We start from the raw sequence: 25,684 nt of genomic DNA on the forward strand, positions 1-25,684 counted from the left end.
GAGACGGGACATGAAGCAGTTTATCAACACCAAGGAAACGCTCGTCACTGAAGCGATTGACGGGACGCTCAGAACGGCTGGCGGACGACTGGCCCGACTGGATGGCTATCCTCATATCAAGGTTGTCGTGCGCACCGACTGGGACAAGTCGAAAGTGGCGCTTGTTTCCGGTGGTGGTTCTGGTCACGAACCCAGCCACGCGGGATTTGTAGGCCAGGGCATGTTGACGGCCGCTGTCTGCGGCGAGGTCTTTGCGTCTCCCTCGGTCGACGCGGTGCTGGCAGGAATTCTGGCCGTGACAGGCAAGGCGGGTTGTCTGCTCATCGTGAAAAACTATACGGGAGACCGCCTCAACTTTGGTCTCGCAGTTGAACGTGCGCGAGCATTCGGTCTGAAGGTCAATATGGTCATTGTTGATGATGACGTGGCCTTGCCGGATCTGCCCCAGGCCAGGGGCGTTGCCGGCACATTGTTCGTGCACAAGATTGCCGGGGCTCTGGCCGATCAGGGCGCTGACCTGGATACGATCACGGCTGCCGCGGAGCAGGCCATCAAGGGCGCTATTTCCATTGGCATGTCACTCGACACGTGCACAATTCCGGGGTCGCCGAAGGAAGACAGGATTGCTCTCGGTAAAGCCGAACTCGGCCTGGGCATCCACGGCGAAGCCGGCATCGAACAGGTAGAGTATTCCAACGCCAAGGCTGCCATGGCCATGGTGGTTGAACGACTGGCGCCGAGCCTTGCGCCCGGACCACATGTTGCGATCCTGAACAATCTTGGCAGTACGACACCTCTTGAAATGTCGGTGCTTCTTGAAGAGATGACGGCGTCTCGGATTGGCAGTCAGATACGCTGGGTAATCGGCCCGGCGGCGATGATGACTTCACTTGATATGCATGGATTTTCCGTCTCGCTGTTGCCGGTCGGAAAGGCCGAGGAAGCGTTGCTGCAAGCTCCTGTGGCGCCATGGGCGTGGCCGGGATGCCTTGCTCTTGGCCCTGTTTCCGTGCGGCCACTGCCGGACGGGTTGTCCCCGATCCAGCCGTTACCGTCGAAAAACCCGGAAACCCGAGCATTCATCGAGCGGTGCTGCAACATCCTGATTGCCGCCGAAGAGGACCTGAATGCACTCGACGCAAAATCGGGTGACGGCGACACCGGAAGCACGCTGGCAACAGCCGCCCGCGCCTTGATCCAGGCCCTGGATCGACTGCCGCTTGCCGACCTGACCCAGCTTTATCGTGCGGTGGGACTGGAGCTTAGCCAGACCATGGGCGGGTCGTCCGGGGTGTTGCTCGCGATTTTCTTTGCGGCTGCAGGCGATGCGTCTTCCAGTGGCCATGGCGCAATCGGCGCTTTGAAGGCGGGGCTTGACCGTATCATGCAAGTCGGTGGAGCTGGGCCGGGTGATCGCACGATGATCGACGCCTTGATGCCGGCTCTGAATGCCCTTGAGAACGGTATCGGGGCCGCCGCTGCAGAGGCGCGACAGGGAGCTGATGCCACGGCGCGGATTACACGAGCCCGGGCAGGGCGGGCGTCTTATATATCAGAGGCAAATCTGTCGGGTCACAATGATCCCGGCGCTGAAGCGGTTGCGCGTCTGCTCGAGCAATTGGCCGAAGCACCGGCTTTGACTTCCCAGTCGGCTTGATGTCCGACCCCTTCCGGCCGGTGCCGGCAACGGTTGCCGGCCGGACTTTTCGTCTTTCTGTTCCTGGCGGCAAAAAGTCGCCATCTCCTTCTTGCGTGCCCGCCCCGTCAGACCTGTGTGGACCCGAGCAATTCGGTCTTCTGTCGACATAAGCCAATCAGGGTCTTGCCAATGCGCTCAATTCATCACAAACTCCGGCAAATTTGTCAGGTAGCTGTGATGTTTTATGAGGCATATCGATCAGATCCGTGATCCTGCAAAGCGTCCGCTTTTCCAGACCCGCGCGCGTGCGCTGGGCTTTTGGTGTTTTAGTCTTGAAAAAAGTTATGAAGTATAACTATTATAGTTCATCACTTGATCGGATAGGAGGAATCCGGTCTTGTTTTTTGAAGTTGATCGAACAGGGAGGACATAATGATCAACTTGCATAAGAAGTTTGCAAGGCTGGCCGTGGCGGCCACAGTTTCCGCTATTGCCCTTGCGGGCACGGCGTCCAGTACGGTTGCGCAGGAAGTTACACTTCGCCTGCATCAGTTTCTGCCGGCGCAAGCGAACGTTCCCAAAAACGTGCTTGACCCTTGGGCCGACAAGATTGAGGCTGAGTCCGACGGTCGTATCAAGATCGAGCGCTATCCGGCCATGCAGCTGGGCGGCAAGCCGCCGGAGTTGATCAACCAGGTGATCGACGGTGCCGTCGACATTGTCTGGACGGTGGCTGGGTATACGCCGGGCCGCTTCCCACGCGCGGAAGTGTTCGAGCTTCCGTTCACCATGACCGATGCTGAGTCGATGTCCAGGGCCTACTGGAAGCTGGCTGATGAAACCATGATGGATGAGGACTTCAAGCTGTTCAAACCGCTTGGTCTTTGGGTCCACGGCCCGGGTGTCATCCATTCCAGCAAGCCAATCACCACACTTGACGATCTGAACGGGGTCAAGCTGCGTGCACCGACACGCGTGACGAACAAGTTGTTCTCCAATCTTGGAGCAACACCTGTCGGCATGCCTGTCCCGGCGATTCCGGAAGCGCTCAGTAAAGGCGTGATCGACGCGTCCGTTATTCCCTGGGAAGTTGTCGGTGCGCTCAAGGTGAATGAACTTGTCGGAAATCACACCGAGTTCCCAGGTGATGCGCTCTACACCACGTCTTTCATCTTTGCGATGAACAAAGACAGATACGACGCGCTGCCGGATGACCTGAAAGCCATTATTGATGCGAATTCCGGTGAAGATTTCTCTGCGTTTGCTGGTAAGCAGATGCAGACAGATGATGCCGGACCGCGTGCTGCTGCCGTGGAGCGTGGCAACAACATCATCACGCAAACGCCAGAACAGATTGCCGAGTGGCGCGCAGCCGCGCAAGGCACTATCGACGAGTGGATTGCCGAGATGGATGCCAAAGGCATTGACGGCAAAGCGCTGAAGGATCGTGCGGCCGAATTGATGGCCAACTGACGAAAACCTTGCAAACGCCCCCGGACGCCTGTGTTCCGGGGGCTCTTTTCCCACAGGACACGGATACATGCTGTCTCAATTGGTGGAGCGTCTGGCGCGCTTCATGGCGATCCTTGGCGGATTGGTGCTGACCGGGCTCATTGCCCTGACTTGCGTCAGTGTTCTCGGCAGAGGTCTAAACACGCTAGGACATTCCGGCTTCCTGACTTCGCTATCAGAGAGTGGCGCCAAAGCCTTGATCGCGACCGGCGTCGGCCCCGTTCAGGGTGACTTCGAGCTCTTGGAAGCAGGTATCAGTTTCACGATTTTCGCCTTCCTGCCGATTTGCCAGTTACGGCGCGGCCACGCGACTGTCGATGTGTTCTCAACCGGGTTTCCGCATTGGCTGAACAGGTTCTTGGAGACCTTCTGGGAAGTTCTGTTGAGCGCTTTGATCCTGTTGATCACCTGGCGGCTCTTTGTCGGCATGCAGGACAAGATGCGTTACGAAGAAACCACCTTCATTTTGCAATTCCCGGTCTGGTGGGCATTTGCCTTCAGCTTCGGTGCTGCTTTTGTCGCCTCGGTGGTGGCGGTCTATTGCGCCGTTGCACGGATGACTGAACTCGTCACGGGCCGCAGGCTCTCATCAGATGCTGAGGGGGAAGTCCATTGAGCCTTCTGGAACTCGGTTATCTGTCCTTTCCCATTCTGTTGGTCCTGATTTTCCTGCGGGCCCCTATTGGCCTAGCGATGATGATTTGCGGGCTCGGTGGGCTCTGGCTTGCGACCGGAACGCCGAATGTCTTTCTGTCCAAGCTGAAGAGTGAAACCTACTCGACCTTTTCCAGCTATTCGCTGACGATCATTCCAATGTTCCTGCTCATGGGACAATTCGCTACGCATTCGGGAATGTCGTCGTCGCTGTTCAAGGCTGCAGAGAGCTGGCTGGGGCATCGCAAGGGCGGTGTCGCAATGGCCGCGGTTGGTGCCTGCGCCGGCTTTGGCGCAATCTGTGGCTCCTCGCTTGCCACTGCAGCTACCATGAGCCGGGTGGCACTCCCGGAACTGCGTCGCTACGGCTATTCCGGCGGCTTCTCCACCGCCACATTGGCCGCCGGCGGCACGCTCGGCATTTTGATCCCGCCATCAGTGATCCTGGTGATCTATGCGATCCTGACAGAGCAGAACATTGCCAAGCTGTTTCTGGCCGCCTTCATTCCAGGCATTCTGGCGGCAATCGGCTACATGATCACCATTTCTATCTATGTTCGGCTCAATCCGGCGGCAGCCGGAACCCGTGAGCCTGTTCCCTATGCAGAGCGCATGCGCGCCATGCTCGAAGTCTGGCCGGTCCTCCTCGTTTTCGGACTGGTTGTCGGAGGCATTTATCTTGGCTGGTTCACACCAACGGAAGGCGCGGCCGTCGGTGCGGCGGGCACTGGTGTTTTGGCGCTCTTGTCCGGCAATCTTACCTGGAAGATGTTCATCGACAGCATGATCCAGACCGCCATGAGCACCGCGATGATATTCTTCATCATTCTCGGGGCCGGCTTCTACAATGGTTTCCTGGCGCTTAGTCAATTGCCGCAAGAACTCAGCGGCTGGGTTGTCGGCCAGGGCTTCAGCCCATGGATGGTGCTGACGCTGGTGCTGTTGTTCTATCTGGCTTTTGGCTGCCTGATGGACAGTTTGTCGATGATCCTTTTGACCATTCCGATCTTTTTTCCCGTGATCAGCGCGCTTGATTTCGGAATGAGCCCGGAGCATGTCGCGATCTGGTTCGGGATCATTGTACTGATTGTTGTCGAGGTGGGTCTGATCACGCCGCCGGTCGGCATGAACCTCTTCATTATCAATGCCATGGATCGGTCCACGCCGATGAAGGAAACCTACAAGGCCGTCTTGTGGTTTGTAACGTCGGACATTGTCCGGGTCATTATCCTGGTGCTGTTCCCCTCCATCACCCTGTTCCTTCTGGGCGGCTAGGCCGCCCTGCCATTGGGGATGTCGGAGTGTGAAAATAGATATGGAACATAACAATGATAGCTCACACTGAATCGGAGCAGGTGAGATGCGGATAGCGCAACCTGTAGTGCTTGTGAATGAAGGTGGCAGCGGCCTTGGCGCTGCCACCGTCCGCCGCGTCTGGGACAGCCGGAAGAAATTGCACTGATGGCAGAACAGATCGTCACCAACCCGTTTCTCAATGGAACGACCATCCGGCTTGAGGGCGCGGTGCTCCTGCCGCGGCGTTGAGGACATTCTGATGAACGATCCGATCTTGAACATTGTGGTAAACGGCGACGTCGCCACCTTGACGATGAACCGCCCTGACAAGCGCAATGCCATGTGCGACGACCTGCTTGAAGCAATCGAGAGCTTCTTCTCAAACCCGCCGAAAACCGTGAAGGCGGTGGTCATAACGGGGACTGCCGGTCACTTCTGCTCCGGACTGGATTTGAGCGAACATGTCGCTCGAGACGCGGAAGGCACCATGCACCATTCCCGCGGGTGGCACACGGTGATGGACAGGATCCAGTTTGGGGGATTGCCGGTTGTCTCCGCGATGTTCGGGGCTGTTATCGGGGGCGGCCTGGAACTGGCATGCGCAACGCATGTCCGTGTTGCTGAAACATCCACCTTCTTTCAGCTTCCGGAAGGGCGCCGCGGCATATTCGTGGGCGGAGGAGCTTCGGTTCGTGTCGGACGGATACTGGGCGCCGATCGCATGACCGAAATGATGCTTACGGGCCGGAAATATGACGCTGGCGAGGGACAGTCTCTGGGTCTGACCCACTATGTTGTCGATCCGGGTGAAGCCCTGGCGAATGCACAGGATCTTGCCCGCAAAATCGCGTCGAATGCGCCACTGTCGAATTACATCATGATCCAGGCGCTGTCGCGCATTTCCGACATGTCAAAGGCTGATGGCCTTTTTACCGAAAGCCTGTGTGCCGCACTCACGCAGACAAGCCCGGATGCAATTGAGGGCCTGGCCGCCTTTATCGAAAAACGCAGTCCGAAATTCAGGTGATGTCATGAAAAAACCAGCTGCCGATATCGAAACAGAAGACACAGTTGTCCACGTCAACGACAGGACGTTGCGATCTTTTCACGGATATCAGATGAAGCGAACCTTCAATGTCATCCAATCGGACCTTAGCCGAACCCTGAAACCGCTTGAACTGAGAATGCTCACCTATACGGCGCTGGTTCTGATTGTGGATAATCCGGGGCTCCGCCAGTCGCAACTGGCAGAAGCCATGGATATCGAACGGCCCAATCTGGTGGTGATTGTCGATGAGCTGGAGCGCAGAGGTCTGGTCTTGAGAGATCGATTGCCCAACGACCGGCGGGCTTATGCGCTCAAGGCAACGGCAGCCGGGCATGACCTGTGCAAGCAAGCGCTTTCAGTTGTTGCAGCGCATGAAACCGCGCTTCTGAAAGGCCTCGGTCCGGATGAGAAGGCAGTTGCCCTCAAAGTTCTTCAGGTGATCGAGGCAAACCGTCAGCGTGATCGCTGACGCGTGTGCCTGCAGGAAAAGTCATGAAACGCACGACAGATTTCCAGTCGCATTCGGTCAGCCGGGAAAATCGTCCGGACGGGTCCATTCTGCTGCGTTCCAACCATCAGCTCAGTTCCAGCGTTGAGCGGACAGGCGACTGGCTGCATCAATGGGCAGAAGAAGCTCCCGGGCGTGTGTTCCTGGCGGAACGCAATGGAGCCGGTTGGCGTGAAGAGACTTACGAAACCACACTGGCAAAGGTGCGCTCGGTCGGCGCTGCGCTTCTTGCCCGTGGTATGGACCGGCAAACGCCAATTCTCGTCATGTCCGGAAACAGTGTCGATCATGGTATCCTGGCACTCGCCGCCCAGTATGTCGGTGTGCCGCTGGTTCCGGTAGCTGAACAGTATTCACTGGTCCATGGGGCACACGGCCGCTTGCGGGATGTCATTCATCTGATCAAACCGAAACTTGCCTATGTGATCGATCAGGACCAGTTCCAAGAAGCGCTGAGCCTTCAGGAACTCTCCGGCGTTGAAATTGTTGCTAGCCGCCCGTCGACCCGTGCAGGCGCAGAAAAGGTCACGAAATTTGCTGACCTTCTCAAAGGGGACGGGGCCGTTGATGTTGATGCGGCTTTTGCCGACGTCACGACCGATACGGTTGGAAAAATCCTGATGACCAGCGGCTCGACCTCGAGCCCGAAAGGGGTGCTGACGACCCATCGCATGATGTGCGTCAACCAGGCTCAGCTGGCGGACGCCTTGCCGTTCCTGCGCAAACGTCCTCCGGTCATCGTTGACTGGCTGCCCTGGAACCACGTTTTTGGCGGATCCCACAACTTCAACATGATGCTGGCCAATGGCGGCAGTTTCTATATCGATGACGGCAAGCCCGTGAAAGGGCTCTTCGAGAGGACGCTGGAGAACCTTCATCTGATAACCGGCACACTTGCCTTCAATGTTCCGTTGGGTTTCGGCATGTTGCTCGATGCGCTGCGGAAAGACAAAGGCTTCCGGCACCGCTTTTTTCAAGATCTGGATCTGATCTTCTACGCAGGCGCTTCGCTGCCACAGGACGTGTGGTCCGGACTGGAGCAGATGGCTTTGAACGAAAAGGGCGAAGTGCCGCTAATGACGTCGTCCTGGGGACTGACCGAAACAGCACCATCTGCAATGATGCAGCAGGAACCCGCTCCGTGTTCAGGGATTGTCGGGGTGCCTGTCAATGGCGTTACCTTGAAGCTTCTACCTGATGAGGACATGCGCTGCGAAGTCCGGATCAAAGGGCCAAGCGTCATGCCCGGTTATTTCGAGGACCCGGAAAAGACCAAAGTTGCTTTCGACGAAGAAGGATATTTCATCACCGGTGATGCGATGGTCTTTCTGGACGCTGAAGATCCCGACAGAGGGATGCGTTTCGATGGCCGTATTTCCGAGGACTTCAAATTGCAGTCGGGAACCTGGGTCCGCGTTGCACAACTGAAGCTCGACATGCTGTCGGCTCTTGCTCCCCTGGCGGCCGACTTGGTCGTGACCGGTGCGGATCGCACCGAGATCGGTGTGATGATTTTTCCGAACTTGTCCGAATTGACCCAAGCGGGGTTTCAGTTGTCGGAGGAACGCGGTGCTTATCGGTGCGACCTGTTGCAAGGAGAAATTCACCGGCGGCTTGCGGAGCGCGCGCGGACTGTCAGCGGCAGTTCAGCAAGGGTGTCGCGCGCAATTGTTTTATCCGCACCCCCATCGGGGGCGGAAGGTGAAATGACCGCCAAGGGCAATTTGAATATCCGCAGGGTTCTGACTCGCCGCGCAACGTTGCTTGAGCGGCTTTATTCCGACGATGACCCCGCGACGGTGAGGCTATAGGGAAGGCACGAGATGGTCGATATCAGCAAGGTCCGCGCAATCGATATTCACACGCATGCCGAAGAGCCCTGTGGTTGCCATACCGATGACGGCTATGACGACCTGCAGGCAACCATGGCCGAATACTTCCGGGCACCATGGAAACATCCACCAACCGTGCCGGAAACGGCGGCGCATTACCGTGCGCAAAATATCGCCGCGGTTATTTTCCCCGTCGATGCGGAACGCGAGACCGGATATCGCCGCTACAAGAATGAAGAAGTCGCCGAGATCGCTGCGGATAATGATGACGTCCTGATCCCTTTTGCGTCCATCGATCCGCACAAGGGCCGGATGGGCGCACGTGAAGCGCGCCGGCTGATACGTGAATTCGGCATCAAGGGGTTCAAGTTTCACCCGACCATGCAAGGGTTTTTTCCCAATGACCGCATGGCTTATGAACTTTATGAGGCCATTGCGGAATCTGGTGGCATCGCACTGTTCCACACGGGTCAGACTGGCGTTGGCAGCGGCATGCGGGGAGGCAACGGCATGCGGCTGAAATACTCCAATCCGATGTATATGGACGATGTTGCAGTTGATTTCCCGGACATGAAGATCATTCTCGCACACCCGTCCTTTCCCTGGCAGGAAGAAGCGTTGGCGGTCGCCCAGCACAAACCCAATGTTTATATTGACCTGTCTGGATGGTCGCCGAAATACTTTCCCGAAATTCTGGTCAAGTATTGTAATTCGATCTTGAAAAAGAAGGTTTTGTTCGGCTCGGACTGGCCAATGATAACGCCTGAACGTTGGCTGTCCGATTTTGAAAAGATCGCCATCAAGGACGAACTGCGTCCCGACATCATCAAAGGCAATGCAGCCCGCCTCCTAGGCCTTGCCTGACCAGGCACTGGTGCGTTTGTCTGATTCTGGTTTCTATAGAATTGCCCGTTTTTTGGCCGAAATCAGAATTCGGTTTTGTCCCGACTTCGTTGGTCCTCTACCATTTTGTCCTTGTATATTGTCCCTAGACGCGCGCTCGCCCTCCAAGGACGGGCCCTTTTTATTGGAATCTCGTAATCAGGATCATCTCGGTCGAGTATTGAAAGAACAAGACTCGAAGCCGATGAAAAATTGCATCGCGAAGCCCACTTGCCATCCGGCCCCACAATGCCGGCTGGCCCTTTCGCAGCTTCTTGTGCGGGGGTGGCTGCACTAATCCAGAAGCAGTTTAGGCCTGCGTGCGCCTGAATTGCTCTCTGGAAGTGTTCTGGTATTCCGTAGGAGCCAAATAGAACGGCATCGGCGCCGCGCTTTTCGTAATCCATAAAAACTTCCGGAAATTGACATTCGATGCAGAGCGCGCAACCAAACCGATATCCGTCCACACTGAAAAGCACAGGATGCCGCCCTGGTGTGTACCAGTCTTGGATTTCAGAGTTGGATAGGAAACGCTTGTCATACCTAGTAAGAAGATCGCCGCGATCTGAAAGGACATAGAGACTGTTGTGAGGTCTGGTTGTTTCTGAGAGCCGATGAGCTCCACCAACAACAGCGTAGAGTCCTAATTTTCCGCACAATTCTGCGATGCCGCGCAGCTCTTTCTCTTGCCTGGCCCAGTCAAACGAAGACCAACACTCCGGCGAAGCAATTTGTGCTTTTGAGTATCCCGAAAGAGCACCTTCGCAAAAGTTTACCAGGCGAACTCCTTGCTCGGCGGCATCCGACAAAGCCTGCCTAATCGCACTTGCATTTGAGGATATGTCTTTCGAAACGATGGTTTGGGCAGTGGCAATCTTCAATGTCCAACTCCCGAATCAAGGAACGACGCTTGTGTATCTCTAACACTCGTCTTGCCAGTACGTTTGGATTAGCTCGGATGGAACCGAGTGTCCTGTTATCGCGGTTGCGGACGCACCGTGTGAGTGAAGCAGTACCGTTGGCGGCGTGTATAGGCTTTGTAAAACGGGTTCATCGTGAGCATCTTTCTGACATTGATCTAAAGCGTTGCCACATCACTGAGCTTGATTGGCGAGCACGCAGGGGTATTACTCTCGATTGCCGGGTCGCGAGACTCAGCTTCCCTCGGCGCAGGCTCGCGCTCAAAACAAGACAGGGTTCGCCGGTATGCATCCCCTCAACCTGGACCAATTGAGAGCGTTTCTGGCGGTTGTCCGGCACGGCGGTGTCAACAAGGCAGCGCAGACCCTGAGCCTGACACAGCCGGCTGTCACCACCCGGCTCAAACGACTGGAAGAAGGGCTTGGAACAGAACTCTTCGAACGCTCACCCGGCCGACTGAAACTGACCAAGCGGGGCGAGATGCTTCAAACCTATGCCGAGCAGTTTGAAAGACTGTCCGACAAGGTGGAAGAGACCGTCGTTGCCAAGGATGGCATCAACCGGCATTTGCGTATCGGAGCGTCTGAAACGATTGCCCAGTGCTGGTTGCCGGATCTCGTTGCGGAGCTGCATTCTGAATTTCCAAATCTTGTCGTCGAGATCAATGTCGATATCTCGGTGAACCTGCGCGCCGGGCTTCTTGATCGCGAAATTGACCTTGCGCTACTGCTCGGTCCCGTTTCGGAATATTCCGTCGACAATGTCGAATTGCCGGGCTTTGATCTGGCCTGGTACGCACCCGTCGGAACCATCGCCGACGGAAAGGCCGGTGAGGCTTTGATCCGGGAAAAACCGGTGATCACCTATGCGCGTCATACACGTCCTTATCGGGAACTGAAAACGGCACTTTTTGAGCGGATTGCGCCGGACGTTCGCATGTTTCCATCATCTTCTTTGTCTGCCTGCTTCAGGCTGGTTGAGGCCGGGCTTGGGGTTGCCGCTTTGCCAAGGGTAATGGGTCAACCTTATGTCGACCAGGGGCGCATCGCGGAATTTGATCCCGGCTGGGTGCCCGAGGCCCTTTCGTTTTCGGCAAGTTATCTCGGGGATCCACGCAGTCACTTGGTGGCAGCCGCTGCTCAAAAGGCATTGCTGGTCGCGCTTGCTTATGATGGGTATAAAAATACTTTATAAAAAATGCTAAAAAGTTTGAATTTGAATTTATAGATCAACTGCGGGAGCCTCCTTGGCGAAAGGAGGCCCATGGTGTCGAGTTACGAAATCCTGCGGAAAGAGCCAGCTGAAACCGTGCGCCGGTACATCCGGAGCGGCGGCTATGCCTCCCACACGGCTGGACTTGGCAAGGACCTGCTTCAAGCCAACCTTGCGATCATGCCGGAAGAATTTGCGCTCGACTTCATGCGGTTCTGTCAACGCAATCCCAAGCCGTGTCCGCTGATCGGCGTCTCCGACACCGGCAACCCGATGATGTTCACACTCGGACATCACATCGACATTCGAACGGATGTCCCGGCTTACAACATCTACCGAAATGGGCTGCTGTCGAGCACGGTCGCTGACCTAACGTCGCTTTGGAGCGACACGCTGGTTGCATTTGCTATCGGCTGCTCATTCACGTTCGAACACGCGTTGATCGAAGAGGGTATCGATCTCTGGCACATTTCCAACAACACCACGGTTCCCATGTTCAGGACATCACTAAACACCGTGCCTGCAGGGCGTTTTCAGGGTCCGATGGTTGTGTCGATGCGGATGATCCCGGATCAGAGGGTCTCAAATGCCATTGAAATCTCGGCCCGGTATCCCCTGGCGCACGGTTCACCTGTCCATATTGGTGATCCGGCCCTGATCGGCATCAACGATATAGGTACACCCGACTGGGGCGATCCGGTGCCGATCCAGACCGGACATACACCCGTGTTTTGGGCATGCGGCGTCACTCCGCAAGCCGTTATTCAAGACGCTGCGCTGCCGATCTGCATCACTCACAAGCCTGGCCACATGTTGATCACCGATATTCCGAACGACGCTGAAAATCCAATTATAGCAACAACAACAATGTAGACTTCCAACCTTCACGGAGAGGACCCATGAAAAGACTTCTGATTTCCCTCATGTCGAGCGCCGCCATTGCAACCCCGGTGATGGCAGAAAGCCTGTCCGTTGTCGGCAGCTGGTCCAGCTTGCCGTTGCATAAGGAATATGAGGCGCCGTTCTGGCAGACCACATTGCCTGAAGCTTCAGGCGGCAACCTTCAGACAACGGTGACCACTCATAATCAGATGAACCTCGGGGTCGGTGAAGTCTTTCGTCTGCTGGGGCAGGGCGTTTTCGATGTCGGCATGACCGTCGGCGATTACGCTGTGGCCGATGCACCGGAACTTGAAGGTCTTGATGTTCCGCTGGTCGCCATGTCCGCGGACAAGGCGGAAGCGGCCGTGAAAGCGGCGCGGCCGATGGTCGACGAAATTTTCGCACAACGCTTCAATTCCAAGGTGTTGGCCATTGCGCCTTATCCGCCGCAGGTCGTTTTCTGCAATGCTGAAGTCGGGTCGCTCGATGATCTGAAAGGATTGAAGATCCGTGCCTCGGGACGCATGACGGCCAAGTTCCTGGAAGCCCTGGGAGCGGAGGGTATTACGGTTTCCTTTTCCGAAGTGCCTGGAGCGTTGCAAAAGGGTGTCGTCGACTGTGCCGTAACCGGTGCTGGTTCGGGCTATAGCGCGGGCTGGTGGGAAGTGACGACCCACCTGCTTCCGATACCCCTTGGAGGTTGGGATCCGGTGGTAACGGCGATCAACATGGACAAGTGGCAGTCTCTCGATGCCGACACACAAGCGCTTATCGAAAAGCAAATTGCCGAGAATTTCGAAGCGCCTGCTTGGTCAACCGCGGAAGGTGCGCTCGCCAACGATATCGCTTGCCTGACGGGCAAGGGCGAATGCGCTTCAGGCGACAGCCGCAATCTGGTGCTGGTTGAGGCAAGTGACGGCGACATAGAGAAAGCACGAGAAATCCTCCAGTCAGAAGTTTTGCCGGAATGGGCCGAACGGGCGGGTGGTGACTGGGCTGCGCGCTGGAACGAAAGTGTTGGCGCTGTTGTCGGCGTGACCATCAAGATCAACTAAGGCCGGAGTGAACAGGTGGCGGAAACGGCATTTAATTTGTTGAAACGGGCCAACCGGCTGGTCGCGATTTCGGTCGGCGTTCTGTTTCTCCTCTGCGCGGGACTCGTCCTTGCCGATATCCTGCTCCGCCGCCTGGGTGCGTCCTTGGGTGGAACCGACGAAATCTCAGGCTATGTCATGGCGATTGGCACAGCCTGGGGCATGGCTTTTGGGCTGGTTGAACTGTCACATGTCAGGATTGACTTTCTGAGGCGCGCCATCGGCGTCCCGAAGTGGCGAATGATACTGGACTTGGTGTCGTTGCTAGCTTTGGCCGGGACGATCACAATCGTGGCGCTGCAGTGTTGGCCAGTGGTGGAGACCACGCTGCGCAATGGGTCTCGAGCCAACACACCGCTCGAAACGCCCCTGGCGCTGGTACAGGTGCCCTGGTTCGCCGGCTGGATCTGGTTTGCGTTGACCGCCTGGCTGACCTTTCTCTGCGCGCTTGTGCTGGTCTATCAGGGCAATTTTTCACGATCGGAACAGGTTATGGGCGTCTTTCCGGAAAGTGAGGCGGTCTGATGCTTGCGTTCGTTTCAATCGGGCTTCTGGCGCTCCTGTCCCTTTCCATTCCGGTTGGAATTGTTCTTTTTCTTCTGGGCTTCGGCATAGACCAATTCTTTACGCCTTTTCCGCTGATGCGCGGGCTGGGCTCGATGGTCTGGTCGACTTCGGAAAACGCGGCTCTGATCGCCATTCCGTTCTTTGTGCTGTTAGGGGAGATCCTGGTCAGAACCGGAATCGCCGCAAGGACCTATTCTGCGCTTGACCGTTGGGTGTCCTGGCTTCCGGGGGGTCTGGTACATGCCAATGTGGCGACTGCGACCATGTTCTCCGCAACATCCGGATCGTCTGTTGCAACAGCTGCGACAGTGGCAACGGTGGCCATGCCGCAGGCGGACCGTCTTGGTTATGATCCGAAACTGTTTTCCGGCGCGATAGCTGCCGGGGGCACTCTTGGTATCATGATCCCGCCATCGATCAATCTGATTGTCTATGGGTTCCTGACACAGACTTCGATCCCTCAGCTCTTCCTTGCGGGGCTTTTGCCGGGCATTTTGCTGGCGCTCGGTTTCATCGTTGTCACCGCACTTGTGTGCATGGTTCAGCCGAAGCTTGGCGGCGCGCGCAGGACTTTTCCTCTGATTGAAATGCTGAAAGGACTTGCCGACCTACTGCCGATCATCTTTCTGTTTTCGGCCATTATCGGATCCATCTACAAAGGCTGGGCAACTCCGACGGAAGCAGCTTCGGTCGGTGTCGCCGGAGCGCTGGCAATTGCCTTGCTCTTTGGCGGTCTCAATATCCGCATGATCGGTGCCGCTCTGATCGGAACCGTAAAGGTTACGGCAATGATCATGCTGGTTGTGATCGGGGCTTCCTTCCTGAATTTCACGCTGTCAGCCGCTGGCCTGTCTCAGGAGTTACGCGGATTTCTGGAAGGCCTCGGCTTCAACCCGCTCTGGACGCTGCTTGTGATTGTGCTGATGTATGTCGTGCTCGGGTTTTTCATCGAAACTCTGTCACTGATGGTGATCACAATTCCGATTGTCGTGCCGATTGTCACCGCGCTTGGCTATGATCCGGTCTGGTTCGGAATTCTCATGATCGTGCTGATCGAAATGGCTCTGATCACACCGCCGGTTGGCCTCAATCTCTTCGTTGTTCAGGGCGCGCGGCGTGGTGGCTCAATTGCCGAGGTCATGATCGGTGCAATCCCCTATGTATTGGCCATGCTGGCAATGGTCATCGCCCTGATCGCACTTCCGGATCTTGCGCTTTACCTGCCAAGGGCGATGAATTAATGGCGTCTGAGGCGCTCCGAGCCGGGCCGAGGCGCCTCCGCAAATGAATGTATGCTGTGAAAATCACTTGTCTTGCCCGGTCTTTCCTCCAATGATGTTCCCAGGTGTCATTCAAGCTGAACCTTGAAGCGGAACAAAATACTCATGCGTTTGCCGCAAGTCCCAGACAGGTTCCGGCTGCTTTTGCGGCTGCGGACGACCTTCGGACATTGCATGCTGCTGATATTGGCGGTGTGCACGGCCACGGCGACACTCGTCTATGCCTCGACCGATCCTTTTGCGGAGCGCCGTATGGCGTTGGTGGTTGGCATTTCCAGCTATCAGAACGCGCCTGATCTTTACAACACGACCAGGGACGGCCGGCTGATCGCCGATACGCTGAACGAGCTGAACTTCAGGGTGGCGGAGCATTTCGATATCGGACTGGCCGAATTCAAGGAGTTGCTGGAAAGGTTTTCGTTCGAAGCAGAAACAGCAGATGTCGCTCTTGTCTATTTCGCCGGACACGGAGTTGAAGTCGGTGGGCGCAATTTTCTTGTGCCGTCGGACGCAGATTCGGCAAATCGACAGAGGGTAGCCGATACGTCTGTCTCACTGGATGAAATTCTGCAGGCGGTCGACAAGGCGCGCCAGCTCAGGATCGTGATCCTGGACTCCTGCCGTAACGATCCCTTCGCCGAAGGGGACATGACGGAAACTCTGACAGTCAATGCCAGTGCGAGGCAGGGGCTTGCGCCGGCCTCGCCCGAGCGCGGTACGCTTGTTGCCTATGCGGCTGAAGCGGGCAAGGTTGCGTTGGATGGTGCAGGCGACAACAGTCCTTTTGCCCTCGCGCTTGCGCAAACCTTGAAGGTTCAGGATCTGGAAATCGGTCTGGCTTTTCGGCAGGTTCGCGATAGTGTTCTCAAGGCAACGGCCAATGCGCAGGAACCGCATACATACGGTTCCTTGTCCGGCAAACCCTATTTTTTGGCGGGCAGCAGCCAGGAAGTGAATGCACTTGCGGCTTCTGCACGCCGGGATGCATGGGGGCGATTGGAAGTTGATCAGGAAGAGCAGCTGCAGGTCGCTGCACGCGAGGGTGACAGCAGGGCGCTCAAAGGCCTTGCCTATATGCGTTTGAATCCCAATGAAGATCGCTATGATCCGAGCAGGGCGGCCGCCTTGTTGGAGACAGCCGCAGAAGCCGGTGATCCTGAAGCGATGTTCGAACTCGCACGCATGTACGAACGCGGGATTGGCGTTGAGCAGGATGTCGACAAGGCATTGAAATTGTTTCGCAAATCTGCCGATGAGGATTTTGCAGACGCCATCAATGATCTCGGTTTTCTCTATTATCAGGGTGGTCTGGGCGTAACGCGGGATCCGAAAAAGGCTATTGAATTGTTCGGACGGGCAGCCGACCGTCGGCACCCTGAAGCCATGTTCAATTATGCCGCGTTGATCGATGACGGAGTTGTGGACGGCAAACAGCCAGATGATGCGGCAGAGTTCCTGTACAGAGCTCTCAGGTCCGGCAATGAAGAAGTGCTCAACCAGCTTTCGGAAAACCCGAAGATGTTCAAGACCGCAACGCGCCGGTCCCTGCAGCGCAAACTGTCGGAGCGCGCTTTCTACAGCGGTTCGATAGATGGCCAGTTCGGACCGCAAACCAAGCGCAGTCTGCGTAAGGCTTATGGATTGTCAGAATAAGTTGCAGCCGTTGAACGGCTTTGACCATCTGCTATCTGCGACTTGCCTCAGGCCCTTGGTCAATTGGTGAAAATTGCCGCAGGGTTATCTTTTTGCTATCGTGTATTTGGATTTTCCGTTTTTAGTAAAAGATGATTACTGTTTTTGACGACGCTCAATGCAGTCACTGGCAAAGGGCAATATTTCAGCCTGTAGATGTTTGACCCGCGGTCATCTGTTTTGTGTACTGCGAAGCAACCAGTTAACTGCCTTGTTCTTTATATTCATGACTTGAGTTTAGATAGCTCAGACCATTTGGAAGTTTGTTAAAACAATTCTCAGGGGGTGAAAATGATTGATAAACAATACCTGAATGGCGTGATTGCCTGTCTGCTGGCAGGACAGTTCGCGGCAATGTCGGTTCTACCGGCAGGCGCTGCCGTGTCGCCACACGATGCAATCCATGAAGGGGTCAGCGCTGAGCCGCAGGGCGACTACATTCTGCTCGCCCAGTATGATGATTCCTATTCGGACTCGTCACCGGAAGATCGGACAAGTTACACCGGCGACAATGAGCGGGACCCGAGACTTGCCGCGTCGGGCGGTTACAGCGATACCGTTACGCGCGGTGTTGCCAGGTTGATTGTCGATGGCAACAAGGAATGTGAGAACGATACACGTCCCGAATACCGTCTCGACTGCCTGGCGGTGAATTTCGGCAAAATTGCATCAACCATCGAGCGGCGTCCCAATTATCAGCAAGCCGGGCAGGAGCTTAGAAGATTGTCCCGGAAGCTGAAGGCGATCCGGACGAAATATGCGGACCCGGCGGCTCCGAAAGTCACCAAGAAGCGGCAAACCTATCGGGCTGTTTCAAAAGCAAGTCTGGCGCAGGCGAACCGGGAAGCGTCAGCTGCGATCGACGAGACGGTCACAAAACTGCTGCGATCGGCCGGGAATTCGGAAAAGCGGAAGACACACTACGCACAGATCGCGACGGCGGTTGGCTCAACAAAGAGGTTGTTGCGGTCCTGATCGACAGGCGGCTGCATGGCCATCTGATTTCGGCTCAAGACGCCGTGTTCAATCAATGAGAGCCTGTCATCTCGTCTAAACAAAAAATGCGGGCGCTTTTTGTAACGCCCGCATTTTTTTGTCAGGTTGCTTTTTGACAGGTGACCGGAGCCTTAGACCGTACCGCCGAGTGAGCCTTCGAGTTGGGCGAGTTCCTGTCCGCCTGCCATCATTTCCTGTAGTTCTTCTGCCTTGATGTCTCCGCGCTCAGCTGTTCCGAGTGTTTTTCCCCGGTTGAGGACTGTGAAGCGGTCTCCGACGGCCATGGCATGGCGGACATTGTGGGTGATGAAGACGACGCCGATGCCTTTTTTGCGGACCTTGTCGATTGTTGCGAGCACATTGGAGGTCTGGCGCACACCGAGGGCGGATGTCGGCTCATCGAGAATGAGGACCTTTGCCCCGAAATAAACCGCCCTGGAGATGGCGACCGTCTGGCGCTCACCGCCCGACAGGGTGCCGACGGCCTGGTCGGGCGAGCGCAGGTGAATGCCCATCTTGGCCATCTCGGTCAGGGTGACCTCGTTGGCCTCGGCAAAGTCGAAGAACTTGAACGGACCGACGCTCTTTCTGGGTTCGCGGCCCATCCAGAAGTTCCGGGTCACCGACATCAGCGGGATCATCGCCAGATCCTGGTAGACCGTTGCAATGCCGGCCTCCATGGCATCGCGGGGCGTTGAGAAGCTGATCTCCTTGCCATCGATCAGGATCTTGCCGCGGGTGGGCTTGTGCACGCCGGACATGGTCTTGATGAAGGTGGACTTGCCGGCGCCGTTGTCGCCGAGCAGGCAGTGGCACTCGCCGGCCTTGACGGAGACGGAGACGCCGTTGAGGGCAATCACCGGGCCGAAATGCTTCTCGATGTCGACCAGTTCGATCAGGGGAGCTGTGTTTGCATCGGGCATCTCAACGTTCTCCTGTGATCATGCGGCGGATATAGGTGTTGAGGATCACGGCAAGCAGCAGGATCACCCCGAGGAACACCCGGAAGAGCGAACTCTCCACGCCGGCAAAGAACAGGCCCTGCTGGACGACGCCGAAGATCAGCGCGCCCAGGGCGGCCCCGATGACCGAGCCGTAGCCGCCGGTCAGAAGCGCGCCGCCGATGACCACGGAGATGATCGCCTCGAACTCCTTCAACAGACCGCGGTCGGCGGCCGCCGAGCCGAACTCCATCACCTGACAGGTGGCAAAGACGGTGGCGCAGAAGGCGGTGAACATGAACATGGAGATCTTCACCTGGCTGACCGGCACGCCGACATAGCGGGCGGCCTGTGCATCCCCGCCGGAGGCAAAGATCCAGTTGCCGAAGCGGGTACGGGTCAGAAGAATGTGGCCGAAGACGATGAGGGCAATGGCCCAGATCATCAGCATGGGAATGCCCTCGACCACGGGCAGACCGGCCTTGGGGCCGGCCACGAAGGTGCCGACAAGGCCCAGATCCGCCAGCCAGACGAACACCCCGGAAAAGACCTTGCCGCCGAACAGCCAGGCGATCGGATCGCCCTCGGCAATATCCTTGACGCCACCGATGATGGTCTTGCGGGTGGTGGCAATGGCAATGAAGATCGTCAGGCCGCGCAGGATATAGAGAAAGGCGAGGGTGACGATGAAGGAGGGCAGGCCGGTCTTGATGACCAGATAGCCGTTGAGGGCGCCAATGCAAAGGGACAGGGCGAAGGCGACCAGAATGGCAAACCAGACGGGAAAGCCCCACTGCACGCTCATGAGAGCGATGATGATGCCGGAAAAGCCGATCATGGAGCCGACGGACAGGTCGAACTCGCCGGCGATCATCAACAGGCAGGCGCCGACGGCGATGATGGCGAACTGGGCGGAAACGGTGCCCCAGTTGATGATGCCCTCGGCGGCGAACATGCCGCTGTCGCTGGCAATGCCGAGGAAAAACATGAATACGAGAATGGTGCCGCAAATGGCGCCGAGCTCTGGGCGGATCAACGCCTTGCGCATGCGAGACATCTCGCGGACGCGTTCGTCTTTCTCTGGTTCTGGTGGGGCTGCCGTTTGGGTCTCAGCCATGATGTCCTCCTGCGTGCCGTGTGGCCGGCCGCCTTGTGAAGCAGGATAGGCCCGCTTCCATGCGGCCCGGCCGCAGAACAATGTTCCGGATGAAGCGCGCTCGACTTCGATAAAGGAGCGCTTGGGTTACGTTCTTAAGAAGGGAGAGGCGGGGGAACCGCCTCTCCAGTCGACCGCTCGGGCGGCCACTGCCTTAGCGGTACTCGCCGGCGAATTCTTCAACCTTCGCCAGAGCGTCCTTGGTGATGAACCCCGGGCCGGAGTTGATGTTGTTGCCCGGAAGCACACCATAGCGCTGGTAGTTGGCCAGAACGATCACCGGCAGGTAGGCCTGCAGGAACGGCTGCTGGTCAATGCCCCACTGAATGGTGCCGTCCTTGATCGCCTTGACGATCTCGGTGCCCAGATCAAAGGTGCCGAAGTAGATGTCGCCGGCTTTGCCCATTTCCTGAAGCGCCTGGATGGTCGGGTCCGCGGAGGTCGGGCCGAGCGTCAGGACAGCTTCGGTGTCCGGGTTGGCCAGAAGATACGCCTTGACCTTGTTCTTGATCTCGGCCGGATCCTGGCCACTGTCGATCATGCTGGTGCCCAGATCCACACCCAGACCGTCGGCAAAGCCGCGGCAGCGCTCGCCAACCACAGGGTTGGAAACAACGTGGTTGACACACAGAAACGAGCCAACGCCATCACGCTTGGCGCGCTGACCGGCTGCAAGACCGGCATCATACTCAGGCTGGCCGACATACATCAGCGCACCGACATCGGCTGCCTGCTCAGGCGTGCCGGAGTTGATGATGATCACGGGAACACCCTTGGCAACCGCGTTCTGGATCGGCCCGGACAAAACGTCAGGATCGGCAAGCGTGGTGATGATGCCGTCCGGGTTGGATGCAGCAGCCTGCTCGATGATGCGCGCCATGTCCGCAATGTCGCCTGTCGGCGGATTGCGATACTCAACCTCAGCACCAACATGCTCACCGGCAAGCGCAAGACCGTTCTTGATCGTGTTCCACCAGCTGTCGCTGTCCGGCGCATGGCTGACAAGAACAAAACGCTCACCATCCGCAACCGCAGTGCCGCTCAGTCCCGTAAACGCAATCGCGGCCGTCGCAAAGGCGATCAATGTCTTCTTCATAAGTTCCTCCCAAATTTCAGGCTTTCTACAATCCCGGACTTCATCCTCGAGACCGTGCCTGCCGGTAGACAAGCACAGCACCAGAGAAATTGCAACCGGTTGCAAAAAAATTGACGCTGTCTGGTATTCGTGTAGGTTTCCCGAAGAATAAGGACCAACTGGGCTGGGGCTGAAATTTGGCGGTTACATTAAAGGAAGTTGCGGAACTGGCGGGCGTGTCGCGTTCGGCGGTCTCCCGGACTTTCACCGATGGTGCAAGCGTTTCCGCCAGGACGCGAGAAAAAGTCGAGAAGGCAGCCAAGACCCTAGGCTATAAGCCTTCCCTGATCGCACGCAGCCTGGCCACAAATCGAACCAAGCTGATCGGTCTGGTCGCGAACAATTTTCAGAACCCTGCCTTTCTCGACGTCTTCGACCTGTTCACCAGCGAATTGCAGAAGCGCGGTTTCCGCCCGTTGCTCGTGAACCTGTCTGCAGAAACTTCGCCGAAAAAATTCGTCGAGCTGCTGAGGCAGTACAGCGTTGATGGCGTCATCGTTGCGACATCGACGCTTCCCACAAGCTTTGCGACGTCCTTTCAAGCTGCCGGTATTCCGGTGATTCACACGTTCGGCAAATATGAAGCGAATGCCAATGTACATGTTGTCGGGATCGACAATGTTTATTGCGGGACCATGGCTGCCGCCCTGTTCGCGGAGCGCGGTTACCGGAAGGTCGCGTTGCTGGGCGGGCCGGAAGCGGCAACATCAACACAGGATCGCGCGGCAGGGTTCTTGAAGGCCGCAAACGACAAAGGTCTTGAGGTGGCAGCCACCTGCTTTGCGGAAAACTACACCTATCAGGCCGGACGGGATGCCATGCAGCAGGTCTTGCAAGAAGGCGGGATTGAAGCCGTTTTTTGTGGTGACGATTTGATCTGCATGGGCGCGATGGATGCAGCACGAGCCGCCGGGCTTTCGATCCCTGAAGAAATCGGTTTCATGGGCTTTAATGACATTGCGATGGCAGGATGGGATGCCTATTCACTCACGACCATTCGCCAACCCATTCGGGACATCATCCTGAGTTCGGTGGAACTTGTTGTCGGCATGGTGGAAAACCCGACGCGCAGTGCGGAAATTCGCCTGTTTCCATGCACAATTGTCGAGCGTGGTTCTCTGAAGCCTGTTTGATGCAAGATCGCCACGAAGGCATTTTAGAAGCCGGGCGGACGATCTTTTGCCGAACGTCCGCCCGAGTTTTTTAAAGCCTGGTCCAGGCACCATTTGCCTTGGCAGATGAAGCAGCAGCTTCGATTGCCCGCATCGACCAGTACCCGTCTTCGGCCTGAGGGAAGTCAAGTGCTAGGGGATCGGGCTCTCCTCCGGTCTTTTGGGCATTCAGGACATCCGCCAGATCCATATAGATATTTGCAAAAGCAACCGGCATGCCTTCGGCATGACCAATCGGGATGCGCGAAGCGCGAACTGCCTGTTCAGATAATTCCGCGTCACCGCGTTCAAGGATCTGGGTTCTTCCGTTCAGAGGCGTCCAATGCAGTTGCTCGGGATGCTGCTGCTGCCAGGAAAGTCCGCCCTTCTCACCGAATACCTGGAGCGTCAGTCCGTGCATCCGGCCAACTGCGACCGCACTTGTCCAGAGCCTGCAGACCGCGCCGCCGTCGAAGCGGAAGTTGATCATTGCGTCATCTTCCAACTGGCGATCACCAACCAGAGAGGCGAAATCCGCCGACAATTCCGTCGGCGTCTGGCCTGACACGAAACAGGCCATATGGAAGGCATGAATGCCGGCATCCGCGAACACCGCAGATTTTCCCGCCTGAGCCGGGTCGTAGCGCCAGCGCACTCTCGGATTGTCCGCTTCTTCGGCATCTGCGTGAAAGCCGTGCGCAAACTCTGCCTTGATAAGCCTGACTTTTCCAAGGTCGCCATTGGCGATCATGGCACGCATCTGACGAACCAGCGGGTAGCCGCTATAGCCATAATTCACCGCGCAGACCTTGCCGGATTTCTTGGCAATTTCAACGATTTCGCGTGCTTCATCCGCTGTCATTGTCAGTGGTTTTTCGCACAAGACGTTGAAACCCGCTTCGAGAAAAGCACGAGAGATCTCGTAGTGCGTGGCGTTGGGAGTCGCGATGGTGACGAGGTCCAGTCGGTCATCGCGTCTGCTTTCGGCTACGAGCATTTCACGCCAGTCGCCATAGGCACGAGCAGCTGAAACGCCGAGCGAATCTGCGAAGGCCTTACCTCGGTCCGGATCAATGTCAAAGGCTCCAGCGCACAGGAGAAAATGGCCGTCCAGGCCAGCGCTTATGCGGTGAGTGGGACCGATCTGAGACCCTGCACCGCCACCGATCATTCCCCAATTGAGCTTTGTCATGCCGTTACCTCGAAGCCGATGGATTTGAGAAATGCGCGGTTTTCGCGAGCGTCGTCGAGCGGTGATTGTGCCTTGGCCGGATCACAATCCTGCTCAACCGTGCACCAGCCGGTGAAGCCTGCATCCAGCAGCAATTGTCTGACGGCAGCAAAATCAACGCTGCCCTTGCCGAGATTACAGAAGATACCGTCGCCACAGGCTTCATAGAAGTCCGTTTGATTTGCAATGACATTCTTCATGACAACAGGGTCGATATCCTTGAAATGCATGTAGGAAATGCGGTCCATATGCCGCTTCATGAACGCGACGGGATCGAAACCGGCATAGACGCTGTGACCCGTATCAAGGCAGATCTTCATATGCTTTTCGTCGACTTCTTCCAGAAGCTGCTCGACCTCGTTCTCAAAATCCATGAAGCCACCGGCATGAGGATGAATGGACGGCGTCAGGCCGTATTCCTCGCTCGCCAACTTGGCGATCTCCTGGATCCTGCCGCGATAGACTGCCCATTCCTCGGAAGACATCTTTTCCGCTTCGGCCGGGCGACCGGCGGTTGGTGCCCGGCGTGGCGAAATGGAATCGATCATGACGAGATGCTTCGCACCGTGCGCCTTCAGGGCCGCGCAGGTCCGGATGGAGCCATCCTTGACATCGTGCCATTGCGCCGGGTCATGAAAGGGACGAAACACGACGCCGCCGATCAGCTCCAAGCCTCGTTTGGCAAGCGCATCTCCGAGCTCTGCCGGATCTTCGGGCATGAAGCCGACAGGACCAAGCTCGATGCCGCGATAGCCCGCATCGCGGCACTCGTCTAGAACCGTTTTCCAGTCCGGGTTGCGCGGGTCATCTGCGAATTCGACACCCCATGAGCAGGGGGCGTTTCCAATCTTGATAGTCATGTGATGTTTCCGGAATAGAGGCCGGGCAGGGTGCCCTGGGCCTAAACTTGGTCGATATTGATCCAGCTTCTGGATTCGCTTGATTGCCAGGAAGCTTCAACAACTTGGTTCACATAAAGGCCGTCCTGGAAAGTAGGCCAGATGTTTGTTCCCGTTTCAATAGCCTTCAGGAAATCCCGGGCTTCGATAATGATCTGATCCTGGTAGCCTGTTCCGTGTCCGGCGCCGAGGCAAAAGTTGACGTAGTCCGGGTGGTGCGGGCCGGTCAGAACCTTCTTGAAGCCTTCCCGCGACGGGTTCTGGTCACCTTCATAAAGCCAGAGTGCGTTCTGGTCTTCCTGATCGAAGCGGATGGAGCCCTTGGTGCCGAATATGTCATAGGCATAACCCATTTTCCGGCCAAACGCCGTGCGGCTGACATAAAACGCGCCAAGTGCACCGGACATGAACCGGCACATAATCTGGGCGTGATCGTCATTGGTGACCTTCTGCATACCCGATTTTCCCGGCCGTTCCTTCACCACAGTTTCGATCTCTGCCAGAACGCGTTCCATCGGACCGCCAAGAGCCTGCGAAGCATTGATGATGTGGGGTGCCAGGTCCCCCATGGTGCCGTTTGATCGGCCTTGTGTGCGCCAGGTTGCAGGGCTTTCCGGGTCGGCAAAAAAGTCTTCGGTGTGCTCGCCGCGAATATAGGTAACGTCGCCAATTTCCCCTGAGCTTATTATCTCACGTGCGAGCTGAGAGGCAGGTGTCCTGATATAGTTGAAGCCAACCATGTTGATGCAGTTTGACGCTTTTGCCGCAGCTGTCATGGCGCGGCTGTCAGCCAGATTGCGCCCCAGTGGTTTTTCACAAAAGACCGGCTTGCCAAGGTCAAATGCGGCCTTGGAAATTTCCAGATGCGTTTCCTGCGGCGAAGCGATCACGATGGCTTCGACGGCAGGATTGTTGACAAGCTCCCGCCAGTCGGACGTCGAGTTTGAAAACCCGAGTTCGCTCGCCTTCCGCGCAGCGCCCTCAGGCGTTGTGGTGCAGATCATTTCAAGGGCAGGGCGCAAGGCTGTGTCAAACACGGCACCAACGGCGTGCATCGCCACTGAATGCGCCTTTCCCATATACCCGCCGCCGACGATGCCGACACCAAGTTTGCGCGTTTCCATCCCGTTTTATCCGATCTTTTTTGCAACCGCTT

At 56.7% G+C, this 25,684-nt stretch carries 23 protein-coding genes; 16 read left to right on the forward strand and 7 right to left on the reverse strand.

Annotation, left to right across the window (positions count from 1 at the left end; translation table 11 throughout):
* Positions 1-10 precede the first annotated feature (10 nt).
* The 8 genes from ACZ1HV_RS21055 (at position 11) to ACZ1HV_RS21090 (ending at position 9,353) form a co-directional block, all read left to right on the forward strand.
* On the forward strand, positions 11-1,657 hold the full coding sequence (locus ACZ1HV_RS21055) for a dihydroxyacetone kinase subunit DhaK (protein WP_472716206.1): 1,647 nt from the start codon (positions 11-13) through the stop codon (positions 1,655-1,657).
* A 414-nt stretch (positions 1,658-2,071) separates the two neighbouring features.
* The gene (locus ACZ1HV_RS21060) at positions 2,072-3,112 is read left to right on the forward strand and encodes a TRAP transporter substrate-binding protein (protein WP_472716207.1); all 1,041 of its coding nucleotides are present in this window, start codon (positions 2,072-2,074) and stop codon (positions 3,110-3,112) included.
* Between the two features lie 67 nt (positions 3,113-3,179).
* The gene (locus ACZ1HV_RS21065; RefSeq protein ID WP_298964732.1) at positions 3,180-3,767 is read left to right on the forward strand and encodes a TRAP transporter small permease; all 588 of its coding nucleotides are present in this window, start codon (positions 3,180-3,182) and stop codon (positions 3,765-3,767) included.
* On the forward strand, positions 3,764-5,080 hold the full coding sequence (locus tag ACZ1HV_RS21070; protein WP_298821975.1) for a TRAP transporter large permease: 1,317 nt from the start codon (positions 3,764-3,766) through the stop codon (positions 5,078-5,080). Before ACZ1HV_RS21065 ends, ACZ1HV_RS21070 begins: the two co-directional genes overlap by 4 nt.
* Positions 5,081-5,360: 280 nt before the next feature.
* A complete protein-coding gene (locus ACZ1HV_RS21075) occupies positions 5,361-6,128 on the forward strand; it encodes a crotonase/enoyl-CoA hydratase family protein (RefSeq protein ID WP_472716208.1) in 768 nt (255 codons plus the stop codon).
* A gap of 4 nt (positions 6,129-6,132) precedes the next feature.
* Positions 6,133-6,618 (forward strand): MarR family winged helix-turn-helix transcriptional regulator, encoded by a 486-nt coding sequence (locus ACZ1HV_RS21080; protein ID WP_298821973.1) that lies wholly within the window; start codon positions 6,133-6,135, stop codon positions 6,616-6,618.
* A gap of 23 nt (positions 6,619-6,641) precedes the next feature.
* Positions 6,642-8,468, forward strand: a complete 1,827-nt coding sequence (locus tag ACZ1HV_RS21085; protein ID WP_472716209.1) for a feruloyl-CoA synthase — start codon at positions 6,642-6,644, stop codon at positions 8,466-8,468.
* A gap of 12 nt (positions 8,469-8,480) precedes the next feature.
* On the forward strand, positions 8,481-9,353 hold the full coding sequence (locus tag ACZ1HV_RS21090) for an amidohydrolase family protein (protein WP_472716210.1): 873 nt from the start codon (positions 8,481-8,483) through the stop codon (positions 9,351-9,353).
* A gap of 62 nt (positions 9,354-9,415) precedes the next feature.
* Here the strand turns inward: ACZ1HV_RS21090 and ACZ1HV_RS21095 are convergent, their stop codons facing one another.
* Positions 9,416-10,252 carry a carbon-nitrogen hydrolase family protein gene (locus ACZ1HV_RS21095; protein WP_472716211.1) on the reverse strand — a complete coding sequence of 279 codons (837 nt, stop codon included), beginning with the start codon at positions 10,250-10,252 and terminating at the stop codon, positions 9,416-9,418.
* Positions 10,253-10,478: 226 nt separating this feature from the next.
* On the opposite strand from ACZ1HV_RS21095, the gene ACZ1HV_RS21100 reads away from it, so the two are divergent.
* The 7 genes from ACZ1HV_RS21100 (at position 10,479) to ACZ1HV_RS21130 (ending at position 17,994) form a co-directional block, all read left to right on the forward strand.
* Complete coding sequence (locus ACZ1HV_RS21100) at positions 10,479-11,486, forward strand: LysR family transcriptional regulator (protein ID WP_472716212.1); 1,008 nt, start codon at positions 10,479-10,481, stop codon at positions 11,484-11,486.
* A 69-nt stretch (positions 11,487-11,555) separates the two neighbouring features.
* Complete coding sequence (locus ACZ1HV_RS21105; protein ID WP_298821969.1) at positions 11,556-12,377, forward strand: putative hydro-lyase; 822 nt, start codon at positions 11,556-11,558, stop codon at positions 12,375-12,377.
* A 26-nt stretch (positions 12,378-12,403) separates the two neighbouring features.
* Positions 12,404-13,441, forward strand: coding sequence for a TRAP transporter substrate-binding protein (locus ACZ1HV_RS21110; RefSeq protein WP_472716213.1), 1,038 nt, complete (start codon positions 12,404-12,406; stop codon positions 13,439-13,441).
* Positions 13,442-13,456: 15 nt separating this feature from the next.
* The gene (locus ACZ1HV_RS21115; protein WP_298964756.1) at positions 13,457-14,005 is read left to right on the forward strand and encodes a TRAP transporter small permease subunit; all 549 of its coding nucleotides are present in this window, start codon (positions 13,457-13,459) and stop codon (positions 14,003-14,005) included.
* Positions 14,005-15,288, forward strand: coding sequence for a TRAP transporter large permease (locus ACZ1HV_RS21120; RefSeq protein WP_298964757.1), 1,284 nt, complete (start codon positions 14,005-14,007; stop codon positions 15,286-15,288). The genes ACZ1HV_RS21115 and ACZ1HV_RS21120 overlap by 1 nt, the downstream gene beginning before the upstream one ends.
* Before the next feature lie 213 nt (positions 15,289-15,501).
* Entirely contained in the window at positions 15,502-16,980 is a 1,479-nt protein-coding gene (locus tag ACZ1HV_RS21125; protein WP_298821965.1) for a caspase family protein, read from the forward strand.
* A 330-nt stretch (positions 16,981-17,310) separates the two neighbouring features.
* Complete coding sequence (locus ACZ1HV_RS21130) at positions 17,311-17,994, forward strand: hypothetical protein (RefSeq protein WP_472716214.1); 684 nt, start codon at positions 17,311-17,313, stop codon at positions 17,992-17,994.
* A gap of 152 nt (positions 17,995-18,146) precedes the next feature.
* Here ACZ1HV_RS21130 and ACZ1HV_RS21135 read toward each other — a convergent pair whose 3' ends face one another.
* The 3 genes from ACZ1HV_RS21135 to ACZ1HV_RS21145 all read right to left on the reverse strand — a co-directional run bounded on the left by ACZ1HV_RS21135 (position 18,147) and on the right by ACZ1HV_RS21145 (position 21,208).
* Positions 18,147-18,938, reverse strand: a complete 792-nt coding sequence (locus ACZ1HV_RS21135; RefSeq protein ID WP_298967012.1) for an ATP-binding cassette domain-containing protein — start codon at positions 18,936-18,938, stop codon at positions 18,147-18,149.
* A 1-nt stretch (position 18,939) separates the two neighbouring features.
* On the reverse strand, positions 18,940-20,073 hold the full coding sequence (locus ACZ1HV_RS21140; RefSeq protein ID WP_298967015.1) for an ABC transporter permease: 1,134 nt from the start codon (positions 20,071-20,073) through the stop codon (positions 18,940-18,942).
* Positions 20,074-20,266: 193 nt separating this feature from the next.
* A complete protein-coding gene (locus ACZ1HV_RS21145; protein WP_298967017.1) occupies positions 20,267-21,208 on the reverse strand; it encodes a sugar ABC transporter substrate-binding protein in 942 nt (313 codons plus the stop codon).
* Between the two features lie 176 nt (positions 21,209-21,384).
* On the opposite strand from ACZ1HV_RS21145, the gene ACZ1HV_RS21150 reads away from it, so the two are divergent.
* A complete protein-coding gene (locus ACZ1HV_RS21150) occupies positions 21,385-22,380 on the forward strand; it encodes a LacI family DNA-binding transcriptional regulator (RefSeq protein ID WP_298961176.1) in 996 nt (331 codons plus the stop codon).
* 70 nt (positions 22,381-22,450) lie between these two features.
* Here the strand turns inward: ACZ1HV_RS21150 and ACZ1HV_RS21155 are convergent, their stop codons facing one another.
* The 3 genes from ACZ1HV_RS21155 to ACZ1HV_RS21165 are packed head-to-tail and all read right to left on the reverse strand — an operon-like array spanning position 22,451 to position 25,652.
* A complete protein-coding gene (locus tag ACZ1HV_RS21155; RefSeq protein WP_472716215.1) occupies positions 22,451-23,590 on the reverse strand; it encodes a Gfo/Idh/MocA family protein in 1,140 nt (379 codons plus the stop codon).
* Positions 23,587-24,489: a sugar phosphate isomerase/epimerase family protein gene (locus ACZ1HV_RS21160; protein ID WP_472716216.1), complete on the reverse strand. Its 903-nt coding sequence runs from the start codon at positions 24,487-24,489 to the stop codon at positions 23,587-23,589. The genes ACZ1HV_RS21155 and ACZ1HV_RS21160 overlap by 4 nt, the downstream gene beginning before the upstream one ends.
* 41 nt (positions 24,490-24,530) lie before the next feature.
* Positions 24,531-25,652: a Gfo/Idh/MocA family protein gene (locus ACZ1HV_RS21165; RefSeq protein ID WP_472716217.1), complete on the reverse strand. Its 1,122-nt coding sequence runs from the start codon at positions 25,650-25,652 to the stop codon at positions 24,531-24,533.
* Positions 25,653-25,684: the final 32 nt, after the last annotated feature.

The sequence above is a fragment of the Roseibium sp. JB4-4 genome (assembly GCF_055693425.1).

What these genes read in the sequence shown, in the direction of transcription:
- ACZ1HV_RS21110 (WP_472716213.1), top strand. Translation starts at nt 12,404, where the DNA reads ATGAAAAGACTTCTGATTTCCCTCATGTCGAGCGCCGCCATTGCAACC.
- ACZ1HV_RS21145 (WP_298967017.1), bottom strand. Translation starts at nt 21,208, where the DNA reads ATGAAGAAGACATTGATCGCCTTTGCGACGGCCGCGATTGCGTTTACG.
- ACZ1HV_RS21055 (WP_472716206.1), top strand. Translation starts at nt 11, where the DNA reads ATGAAGCAGTTTATCAACACCAAGGAAACGCTCGTCACTGAAGCGATT.
- ACZ1HV_RS21125 (WP_298821965.1), top strand. Translation starts at nt 15,502, where the DNA reads ATGCTGCTGATATTGGCGGTGTGCACGGCCACGGCGACACTCGTCTAT.
- ACZ1HV_RS21160 (WP_472716216.1), bottom strand. Translation starts at nt 24,489, where the DNA reads ATGACTATCAAGATTGGAAACGCCCCCTGCTCATGGGGTGTCGAATTC.
- ACZ1HV_RS21090 (WP_472716210.1), top strand. Translation starts at nt 8,481, where the DNA reads ATGGTCGATATCAGCAAGGTCCGCGCAATCGATATTCACACGCATGCC.
- ACZ1HV_RS21075 (WP_472716208.1), top strand. Translation starts at nt 5,361, where the DNA reads ATGAACGATCCGATCTTGAACATTGTGGTAAACGGCGACGTCGCCACC.
- ACZ1HV_RS21105 (WP_298821969.1), top strand. Translation starts at nt 11,556, where the DNA reads ATGGTGTCGAGTTACGAAATCCTGCGGAAAGAGCCAGCTGAAACCGTG.
- ACZ1HV_RS21120 (WP_298964757.1), top strand. Translation starts at nt 14,005, where the DNA reads ATGCTTGCGTTCGTTTCAATCGGGCTTCTGGCGCTCCTGTCCCTTTCC.
- ACZ1HV_RS21155 (WP_472716215.1), bottom strand. Translation starts at nt 23,590, where the DNA reads ATGACAAAGCTCAATTGGGGAATGATCGGTGGCGGTGCAGGGTCTCAG.
- ACZ1HV_RS21130 (WP_472716214.1), top strand. Translation starts at nt 17,311, where the DNA reads ATGATTGATAAACAATACCTGAATGGCGTGATTGCCTGTCTGCTGGCA.
- ACZ1HV_RS21135 (WP_298967012.1), bottom strand. Translation starts at nt 18,938, where the DNA reads ATGCCCGATGCAAACACAGCTCCCCTGATCGAACTGGTCGACATCGAG.
- ACZ1HV_RS21165 (WP_472716217.1), bottom strand. Translation starts at nt 25,652, where the DNA reads ATGGAAACGCGCAAACTTGGTGTCGGCATCGTCGGCGGCGGGTATATG.
- ACZ1HV_RS21065 (WP_298964732.1), top strand. Translation starts at nt 3,180, where the DNA reads ATGCTGTCTCAATTGGTGGAGCGTCTGGCGCGCTTCATGGCGATCCTT.
- ACZ1HV_RS21080 (WP_298821973.1), top strand. Translation starts at nt 6,133, where the DNA reads ATGAAAAAACCAGCTGCCGATATCGAAACAGAAGACACAGTTGTCCAC.
- ACZ1HV_RS21060 (WP_472716207.1), top strand. Translation starts at nt 2,072, where the DNA reads ATGATCAACTTGCATAAGAAGTTTGCAAGGCTGGCCGTGGCGGCCACA.
- ACZ1HV_RS21085 (WP_472716209.1), top strand. Translation starts at nt 6,642, where the DNA reads ATGAAACGCACGACAGATTTCCAGTCGCATTCGGTCAGCCGGGAAAAT.
- ACZ1HV_RS21140 (WP_298967015.1), bottom strand. Translation starts at nt 20,073, where the DNA reads ATGGCTGAGACCCAAACGGCAGCCCCACCAGAACCAGAGAAAGACGAA.